Here is a 9,381-nt window from a genome sequence, read left to right as displayed (position 1 = left end):
TGGTTAGTCTAAAATCTAGAGTAGAATCGGCTGTGGGTTTGAGGCACTGATTGCCTGTTCATCCACTACTCCTACCTCAGTCCTGATACAATTAACGCCATGACAGACTTGATTAGTGAAATTTTAAGTAAAGTAGGGTCAGTTGCTCCTCAAGTACCGCCATACTTTGAGTCCCTAGAAACCTACGCTGTTAAGAAAGTTTCCGATGCTGACACTATTGATGTGATTGATGCCTCCGGAGAAGACATTACAGTGCGGTTCGTTTACATTGATGCACCAGAAACTCCTAAGGGGTGGGGTTACAAAAAACTTGAGGATAAAAATCAGGACAATGCGTTCTATCAAAGTCAATTTAAGTGGGGCAACGAAGGGAAAGACTGGGTCAAACAGTTGGTAGAAGAAAACAGGAATAAAGTTAAATTGAGAATTACCGACATCGACACTCGCTACAATCGTAGAATTGGCGAAGTTTACTTATTGGATGGCACGTTTATTCAGCATAGTTTAGTAAAAGAAGGATTAGCACTGATTTATTACGATTATTTTAGTAAGTGCCCTCGTGAGATGGCTATTTCCCTTCTGTTGGCAGAGGCAGATGCGGAACGCCAAGGAAAAGGGTTATGGCAAGAACCGAAGTCCGGATTTATCGAGCCTTGGTTGTTTCGTCCCCTTAAGAAAAAGCAAAAAGCCCTACTTGCAGACCCAGATGAATATCAGCAGCTTACAGAAAAAATTCAAACCCTCTGTGAAGACCTAGAAGCTGGAAATCTTACTAAAGATCAGTTTGAGGATACCTTTAAGCAGACGCTGAAGTAATATAGCAGTTCTCAATTGGTTGAGGTACTTTTGTTCTGGGTTTTAGGGAGTAGGGAGTAGGAAGTAGGGAGTAGGGTTAAGAACATTGAATGTAGGTCATATAGCCATTGGCAGATAAGTTAATTAATAAAATTGGACAAAAAAGATACAGTCCACTTATATATTGGCAATAATCAATACTTAGGTTGAATGCCAAGTGCTCTATTCCCTATTCCCTATTCCCTATTCCCTATTCCCTATTCCCTATTCCGAAGTTACCTAAAAACTTTTATATCCAAAATATTAGCATAATTAAGGGCAAAAAAAGGATTAACTTAGAAACCGCTCCAGCTCCAGATGTAGTATAAATTGATATTACCAGTAGTTCTATGAACCGTTTGGCAGTATAGCACTACGCATTAAGATTAGGACATTTATAAACTCCGAAACCTAGTCCTAGCTTACTTTTGAATTCTGACTTCTCACTTCTGACGCTAAGCGTAGCGCTATATATGCCGAGTTAGGGGTTTCAGAAGTTTGGCATTATGATGGTGAATCTTTTGAGATTTATCAGTTACGAGATCGAGAATATAGTCAATAAAGTTTGGCTTTTCCTGGTTTACCTATAGGGGAAATTGAGGGATTTTTAGCAGAGGTGGACACCAAAGATTATTTGCAGTTGGTAGCAGAATTTCGGAATTGGGTGAGGAAGGGTTAAACTCGTCTAAATTCTCAACATCCCCTTTGAGATCAGAAGATGTTGAGGAACGTTTCTAAAGCATTAGATTGCAGAGTCTAAGCAACCGTGCCAGTAATAGAGTATTGTCCTAAGCTGCCGTAATCACTGTATCCGGTAGCTAAGTTTCCTTGACCCGTACCATCAATGCTTAGATAATACTGCCCTGGACTGAGATCAAGATTAAAGCTAGCGGACAGAGAACCGATGGGATTAGAAGAGCTAATCAGTTGACCGGAAGCATTATATAGCTTAGCCAGAATGTCTAAATTAGGTCCTCGCTCAAAAGGCTTAATATCTAGGGCTATGTTGCCCGTTGTTGAATTGAACTCAAACCAGTCAATGTCGTTATTTTTTTCAATGATGCCATAATTTTCCACCTGACCATCATTGATCGATAGCGCTGCTGCACTGGTTAGCTGGTTACTATAATCGTCCCGGCGATAGCCAAAACCATTTTGCCCAGTGATGATGTCTAGGTCATCTTCTTGGTTGCTGGCACCGGTATACTCACCTTTGCTCCATTGACTGAGATTTCGATCGTTGCCCTCTCCCATAATAGGAGCCCACCCGGTTTCGACACTGCCATTGCCATGACCATAGTAGTAGTCGTTGGTGGAATCACCCTCATGAGACAAACCCAAGGTATGACCTACCTCATGGCTAATAGCTTCAGCCACCGATTTCTCACTGCCTCCAGCGCGATTCTCTGAAAAAATAAAGGCGGGGGTATCACTGTCCCAGTTGAATGAATCCATATAAGCCAAACCACCGGTACCTTTTTGATACCAGGAACCATCTCCCCCAATGACAACGCGAATGCCCCATTGGGAATCACTACCGCTGGTTTTTTTGAGTTGGTCATCGGAAGGTTGGGCAGTAGTCACATTCACATCAAAGGGACTAAAGTCTTCTGCCACCCGTTGCCAAATGCGCCAAATAGTCTCTCTCTCAGCAGTGGAGAAATTGGAAGTATTCCCATCCGTGTCATAGGCAGGGGTCACAATGGAACTCCCGAAGTTCTTGTTCCATGAGGTACCTGTGGTAGTATGACCATCAAAGTCAAGGTAGATAATGTGGTCTGCCTCTAAGTTACTGTTGAGGGAAAAGACTTGGTTCGGGCTCAAGGGCTGATAGGTATTTGGTTTGCTAGTTCCAGACAACTCTAAATTATAGGAAACAATTCCATTGCTACTAGGAGCGTAGCGTTTTACCTGGGCAAAGTAAGTGCCACTGGTAGCACTGTAGTTGATAACATCGTTAGCATTGCCACCCTGTAAAGAGCTAGCCACTTGTTGGTCGCCCAAGTCAAAGATGCCATTGTTGTTAGTGTCCCGGTAGAGTCTGAGGTTAGCATCATCTCCCGCACTGATATTGTGTAGATTTAGGTTAATTTGACGGTTGTTTGAGACCCTAAACTTAAACACATCAGTGGCGTCTGAGGTAGTGAGTGTGTACCGATTGCGGCTGATGGGATTGCCGCTGAAAGTGCCTAAATTGAAAGTACCCATGATTAACTACTTGTTTCTTTTCTGTGAAAAGCACTGTAAATTAGCCCAAAAACTGGATTTTACTGGCGCTTTCCTACATCTACAGGGTAATAAACCACACCTAGTTTTTTAAGATTTGTAAGCAAAGTTTATCAGCTCTTAATTTTGAACGAAATTAGCTGAATTATCACAGCGGTCAGAGCTGATTGGTAAAAGAAGCTATAACCATGGCGCTGAAAGGCTTTCAATAATTCGGGCGCTTGTGCACGCCCTGTTCCCGGAAATCCATGTCTGTCAAAGGATTTGAGCTCTTTATATTTACTTTATAAATTAGCTCTGCTGGATTACTCTAAATTCTCAACATCCCCTTTGAGTCCGGAAAATGTTGAGGCAATGTTGAGGAAAGTTTCTAAGCCTAGTCGCTCTAAAGCCCAACGGTCAACTCTCCTACTATAGCTATAGTGGTCTACCGGATCCTAACAACTTTCATAATCAGGGTGCGGAAAAGGTTATTTAAAACGGTGGGAATCAATACCATAATATCTTCTATGGTCAGCCAGGTTTATAGCTTATAATCCCCTCTTTCAAATAGTTTTAAATCATAATTATTACTTTTCAATTGTTCAATAAAAGTAGATCCTTGAGTTTCAGTAAGTTCATGTAGGGTGGGCAGTGCACCAGACAGATCAGATCAGCTGTTAATAGGCTTGATAGGCACTGCCCACCTAGGATTCATGACTGTGAAGTTTGAACTTTGAAGTTTGAAGTTTGAACTTTCAACTTTCAACTTTCAACTTTCAACAAACGTTCAGACTGCCATGCCCCGTTCCACAGCGGGTCGCTGCTGCATTGTCTCGACCCAGCGTTTGAGGTGGGGATGGTTATCTAGGGTGACTCCCAAATAGTCATAGGCAGCTACCCAAGGATAGGTAGCTATGTCGGCAATGGAGTAATCTCCAACAATGAATTCTTGTTTTGCTAATTGCTGATCTAAGACACCAAACAGACGTAGGGTTTCTTTTTCATAGCGATCGATAGCATAGGGAATCTGTTCTGGAGCAAAGCGTCGGAAGTGACTCAGTTGACCAAACATTGGTCCAACGCTTGCCATCTGGAACATCAACCATTCAATCACTTGTATTCTTGCTGCTGTATCGGTTGGCAACAACTTGCCTGTCTTTTCTGCTAAATAAATTAGGATTGCTCCTGACTCGAAAACTTTTATACCAGTATCCTGGTCAATGATAGCAGGAATTTTACTATTGGGATTGATTGCTACATATTCGGGAGTAAACTGTTCTCCCTTTGCTATGTTAATTGTGTGAACGGTGTAGGGAAGTCCTACTTCTTCGAGCATGATAGCAGGTTTGCGTCCGTTAGGCGTGGAAAAGGTATATAGATCAATCATGATTATTTTATAGGAACTCTCAATTGGGTGATGGACTTTATTTCTGGATTTTAGGGAGTAGGGAGTAGGGAGTAGGGAGTAGTGGTAATAAATTAAATTTACCTGATAAGTATGCTCAACAGTATGAGCAACGCGCTGATCTAAATTCCTCCCTGAATTTCTCCCTGATTTTATCTAAGTGCGTGCCACAATTTTTGACTCTATAAAGGTAATTTGTAATGGGCAATTAGCTATTACCAATAAAGTTTTCCCGATTACCCATTACCGATTACCCATTATCCGAGAATCGTTATCACATCCTTAAACATAAATGAGATTAGTTAGGGCATTAATTTTGTCAACTAGAGTCGGTTTACGCACAAGACCTTCCAACCGCTCAACTACTTTACCTTGGTTGAATAAAAATAGGGAAGGAATTGCTTCAATGTGATAGTGGCTGGCTAGTTGTTCGTAGTCATCAACATTTAATTTGCCTACTTTGACAACCCCATCAAATTCTGTGGCTAATTCAGTGACGATTGGATTCATTACCCGACAAGGTCCACACCATGGTGCCCAAAAATCTACTATGACTGGAATGGAACTGTTGAGGATTTCGGTTTCAAAGTTATCGTCATTTAGGGTAATATATTTGGCTGTTTCTGACATAGTTTAATTCCTCCTAAACTAGGAATGATTGTTGAGTGTTGACTGACAGTTATCAGCTATCAGCGCGTCGCGTATCAGCTTAAGCGCTACGCCCACGCTACTTGAGGTGCTATCAGCTATCAGCTTAAGCGCTACGCCCACGCTACTTGAGGTGCTATCAGCTATCAGCTATGAGTCATTGACCGTAGGCCAGGCTAATTGAGGTGCTACTTGAGGTGCTAATGCGCTACGCCCACGCTACTTGAGGTGCTTTTGAATAAAACAGGTAAGCATTGGTTTAATCTGAGTTACTTGAGCTTTTAGCTGACGGCTGACGGCTGACGGCTTAATGCTTACGATTTTTATTGAGCTACTTATACCGCTACAGCCAGGGTTTGTAATGCGCTGACAATCTCTTCTGGGTCAAGTCGCTTGGTGTAATCTAGGTCAACTAAGGCATGGGTGATGGTTCCATCGGGATTAATTACATAGGTGGCGGCAATGGGTAATTCAAAGGTTTCATCACCGTTGTGGGCAGGTAAATCAATGCCAAAGTTTTGGTAAACTGGTCGGAGTTCTTCTGGTACGGTAAAGACTAGACCAAACTCTTTGGCAATCTTATTCCCAACATCGCTTAGTACTTCAAAGGTTAGGTGGTTTTTCTCTGTAGTGGACAGGGAATTATCGGGAGTTTGAGGGGAAATAGCGACTAGGGTTGCACCTAATTTCTGAATTTCTGGTAAGAATTGCTGCAATGCTCGTAATTCTAAGTTGCAGTAAGGACACCACTGACCCCGGTAGAAGGAAATTACTACGGCTCCGGTGGCTAGTAGGTCTTGCAATTCTACCAGTTTACCTACAGCATTAGGCAGGGTAAAGTTAGGGGATTTGTCGCCAACATTGAGGCTATTGTCTACAATGCCAGAATTAGCGAGGTCTTCTCCTGCTTTTGCCATGATGAGTTTGGCTTCTTCTGGTTGCTGAGCGCGAAGCTGGGTATTTAGGTTAATCAAGTCTTGGCTTAAGGTCATGATTTACTCCTAGTTAGGTTATATTTGAACAATCGTTCCAATTAAGAGCAAAAAAAATTACTCTGTCAATTTACTGTCTCAATTTACTCTGTCAATCGAGAACGGAAAGTATGACCTTGACAATAGCTCTTAGGGTTTCTGGGTCTGGGTTGACTTTGGAGATAACCCGCAACCCTTGTATACTACTGGTGAAATATTGGGCTAATGCCTGAAGGTCATGGTTGGTTGTGATTTCCCCTTGCTCCCTTGCTGTGGATAAGGCTTTTTTAAAGGCGTTTTCCACTGAGCGCAGATTAGCAGCAATCCGGGATTTAGTCTGTGGATCGTGGGGACACAGTTCAACAGCGGTGTTGGTGAGCAAGCAGCCTCGATGGTCTTTATCGTCTACAGCCCCTTCGATCAGGTTGTAGAAAAAGTCGATAATGGCTTGCTTTGAGGCTGTGGGTGCTTCTAGGGATGCGATCGCATTTTTTACACAGGTATCATTGTAATGAGCGATCGCAGCCATGAATAGGGAACGTTTGTCACCAAAGGTGTCGTATAGACTGCCTCGGTTAATCCCCATGCTTTTGACCAAGTCCTGCATTGAGGTTCCTTCATAGCCATAAAGCCAAAAGGTTTCCATGGCTTTTTCTAGAACATCTTCTGGGTCAAAGGTTTTGTGCCTTGCCATCACCTTTGCTTAACTCGTATCTTTACTATAACAATTCTGGAACGATTGGTCAAGTAATCCAGTTGCTTCGCTGACACTGCTGGGATTTGCAGTAACTATAAGTATGTCATAAATAAATGTAATAATTTGGATGTCAGTGCAGGAGTGGACTATTGAATAACGCAGGTCTCCCGGGCGAACCAGCAAACCTTTCAGAGGTAACAGAGGTAACAGTAGATGATATTCCCGAGGCAGTAAGGGATAGACAAGATATAAAACCCCGGTCTCGTTGGCAGGTCACCTTACTAATTATTGGACTATTAGCAATAGGAGGAATCGCCTTTAGCCTGATTCCAATGGAACCAACTCCTGAAGCTCAGTCCAATCTTACCCCGTCGGGTAAAGCAACATCGACTCAAAGTCAGACAGAAGCTAGTTCACAGGGGAATAATGCTGATAACATTCTGGGACACTTACCCTACTCTGAAGTGCTAAGCTCACAACTGCAACCAATTACCCGTGATGGTCGGATTAAATTGGAGGCTGCTGCAGCTCGGAAATACAAAGCCATGGCAGCAGCAGCAAGAAGACAGGGGGTAATCCTAGTGCCAATTTCGGGTTTCCGTTCTGTGGACCAGCAAAAGTACCTGTTTTTTCAAGTAAAGGAACAGCGAGGACAGGTAGCTAGTAAACGGGCTGAAGTAAGTGCTCCCCCTGGCTACAGTGAGCATCACACTGGTTATGCGATCGATATTGGGGATGCCATGGCACCAGCTACCAACCTGAATCCTGAGTTTGAGAATACGGCAGCTTTTAAGTGGTTGGAAAAGAATGCGGCTTTCTACAGCTTTGAGTTGTCTTTTCCTAGAGACAATCCCCAAGGAATTAGTTATGAGCCTTGGCACTGGAGGTTTGTGGGAGATACCAAGAGCTTGGAAACGTTCTACAAAGGTAAGAAACCTACTCCTCTTCCTCTTCCATCGGAAACACCAAAGTTTGAGGATGAAGTATGAAGTATGAAGGTTAGCTGGTTGAAGGTTAGCTGGTTGAAGGTTAGCTGGTTGAAGGTTAGCTGGTTGAAGGTTAGCTGGTTGAAGGTTAGCTGGTTGAAGGTTAGCTGGTTATCTGGTTGAAAGGCTTGGATACTTGGATGGATCGACAGTAAAAATGGCAATTAATAATTAACAATTAACCAAGTATAATTAATAACTAACTAACAAGTAACCAAGAACAAATGCAACAAATTGCGCTGAATTTAATTGCTATTGGTGTTTTTGGCATGACCCTTTCGGTTTTGCTAGGACCACTGTTGAATATTTCTCCGGCAATCCCTGCGGTAACTACTTTTGGTGTCTTGAGTCTTGTTACTTTAGATGGCTTCAGCTTCCAAGGCAAAGGGTTAACGCTGCTGTTAGATGTATTGGCGAGTACTAATCCTGAACATCGCGGACGCATAATTCGCCATGAAGCGGGTCATTTTCTGGTGGCTTACTTACTTGGTATTCCAATCACTGGTTACACCTTAAGTGCTTGGGAAGCTTTGAAGGAGGGACAACTGGGTAATGGTGGTGTGAGCTTTGATACTGAAGCACTATCGGCTAAGGCTTATAATCTTCGAGAAATGCGATTAACCTTAGATCGATTTTGCACGGTTTGGATGGCAGGGATTGCTGCGGAAACTATAGTCTATGAGAATGTTGAGGGCGGAGCAGAAGACTGCGAAAAACTCCGAGATGCTTTGGAAGGGTTAGGTTTTTCTGGTAGTGAGTACTCAGTGAAAGCACGATGGGCTGAGCGTCAGGCGACTAGTATGATTACTGAACACTGGGAATCTTATGAAGCACTGGTGGCTGCTATGGAAAAACGGGCATCTGTGGCAGAGTGCTGTGAGGTGATTCAGTAACTATAGCGCTTTGGTTAGGGAGTCGGGAGTCGGGAGTCGGGAATCGGGAGTCGGGAATCGGGAAAGAGAAGGAGGTGTGGTAGGTGATCGGAGGTGTGAAGAGAGGGAATTATTATTATAGTTATTAAGGTTTTTGAAAGATACTTAGCACAACTGGTCCGAGGAGATGGTGATGCCCTAAGCATGACAAACCTGCTACCTGGCCAAATTCTTCCCGTTGCTGTCGGCTATAGAAACGAATCTGGTTAGGGGAAATTGGTAAAGACTTTTTTCGCTTTCTAACAGAATAGTCTACTAGGTAATAATGTCCTTTGGGTTCCAGGATCCGACTAACTTCTGAGAAAACTTGTTGAGGATTTAGGTAGTGTAAAAAGCTGATGGTATTAAATACTACTTCAAATTCTTTGTCAGCAAAGGGTAGAAATTCAGCATTGCCTTTTCTTTGACATCTCCCCCGGCTGAAGCACGGGGGATTCTACAAGGTTGCGAAGCAGCAGGGTGAACCCGTGCTGCTTCGCTTCTTGTTCGGTATGATTTTTTTAGAGAGTTAAAAAGATCGTACCGATGTGGGAGTGTCAAGCTCCCGCTACCCACCTTGGCCAGATCAAGACCTAACTGTGTGGCTACTTTTCGCGCGATATTTGCCGCTCCGTTAGTATCTGCGTTAATCAGATATCCCTTGGCTGTTTCATACAAACCACGTCTTACCCGTTTTCCTGAGGGCTTCCATCCTTTGGGT

9 protein-coding genes and 2 pseudogenes are annotated in these 9,381 nt (G+C 43.2%); 3 read left to right on the top strand and 8 right to left on the bottom strand.

The features are described 5' to 3' along the window. Positions 1-99: 99 nt before the first annotated feature. A complete protein-coding gene (locus F6K20_RS12315) occupies positions 100-816 on the top strand; it encodes a thermonuclease family protein (RefSeq protein WP_008179877.1) in 717 nt (238 codons plus the stop codon). Between the two features lie 774 nt (positions 817-1,590). Here the strand turns inward: F6K20_RS12315 and F6K20_RS12310 are convergent. From F6K20_RS12310 to F6K20_RS12290, 5 genes are all read right to left on the bottom strand, one after another. After that, the gene (locus F6K20_RS12310) at positions 1,591-3,042 is read right to left on the bottom strand and encodes a pre-peptidase C-terminal domain-containing protein (RefSeq protein ID WP_008179870.1); all 1,452 of its coding nucleotides are present in this window, start codon (positions 3,040-3,042) and stop codon (positions 1,591-1,593) included. A 787-nt stretch (positions 3,043-3,829) separates the two neighbouring features. Beyond that, positions 3,830-4,429, bottom strand: a complete 600-nt coding sequence (locus F6K20_RS12305) for a glutathione binding-like protein (RefSeq protein ID WP_008179868.1) — start codon at positions 4,427-4,429, stop codon at positions 3,830-3,832. Between the two features lie 300 nt (positions 4,430-4,729). Then, complete coding sequence (gene trxA / locus F6K20_RS12300) at positions 4,730-5,077, bottom strand: thioredoxin (protein ID WP_008179866.1); 348 nt, start codon at positions 5,075-5,077, stop codon at positions 4,730-4,732. Positions 5,078-5,430: 353 nt separating this feature from the next. Continuing rightward, positions 5,431-6,087 carry a peroxiredoxin-like family protein gene (locus tag F6K20_RS12295; protein ID WP_008179864.1) on the bottom strand — a complete coding sequence of 219 codons (657 nt, stop codon included), beginning with the start codon at positions 6,085-6,087 and terminating at the stop codon, positions 5,431-5,433. A 91-nt stretch (positions 6,088-6,178) separates the two neighbouring features. Continuing rightward, complete coding sequence (locus F6K20_RS12290) at positions 6,179-6,760, bottom strand: TetR/AcrR family transcriptional regulator (protein WP_008179862.1); 582 nt, start codon at positions 6,758-6,760, stop codon at positions 6,179-6,181. A gap of 152 nt (positions 6,761-6,912) precedes the next feature. On the opposite strand from F6K20_RS12290, the gene F6K20_RS12285 reads away from it, so the two are divergent. Both F6K20_RS12285 and F6K20_RS12280 read left to right on the top strand, forming a co-directional pair. Then, positions 6,913-7,752 (top strand): M15 family metallopeptidase, encoded by an 840-nt coding sequence (locus F6K20_RS12285; protein ID WP_008179860.1) that lies wholly within the window; start codon positions 6,913-6,915, stop codon positions 7,750-7,752. Between the two features lie 221 nt (positions 7,753-7,973). Continuing rightward, positions 7,974-8,642, top strand: a complete 669-nt coding sequence (locus F6K20_RS12280) for a hypothetical protein (RefSeq protein WP_008179856.1) — start codon at positions 7,974-7,976, stop codon at positions 8,640-8,642. 14 nt (positions 8,643-8,656) lie between these two features. Here F6K20_RS12280 and F6K20_RS12275 read toward each other — a convergent pair whose 3' ends face one another. The 3 genes and pseudogenes from F6K20_RS12275 to F6K20_RS12265 form a co-directional block, all read right to left on the bottom strand. Then, complete coding sequence (locus tag F6K20_RS12275) at positions 8,657-8,827, bottom strand: hypothetical protein (RefSeq protein ID WP_154659680.1); 171 nt, start codon at positions 8,825-8,827, stop codon at positions 8,657-8,659. After that, positions 8,767-9,024: pseudogene (locus tag F6K20_RS12270) on the bottom strand (SAM-dependent methyltransferase); the annotation flags it as partial. The pseudogene F6K20_RS12270 and the gene F6K20_RS12275, both read right to left, overlap by 61 nt. Before the next feature lie 8 nt (positions 9,025-9,032). Next, positions 9,033-9,381, bottom strand: a pseudogene (locus F6K20_RS12265) (RNA-guided endonuclease TnpB family protein); the annotation flags it as partial.

Source organism: Moorena sp. SIO2C4 (assembly GCF_010672485.1).
GTDB classification, from domain to species: Bacteria; Cyanobacteriota; Cyanobacteriia; order Cyanobacteriales; family Coleofasciculaceae; genus Moorena; species Moorena producens.
This window is presented reverse-complemented; position numbering and strand designations above follow the sequence as displayed.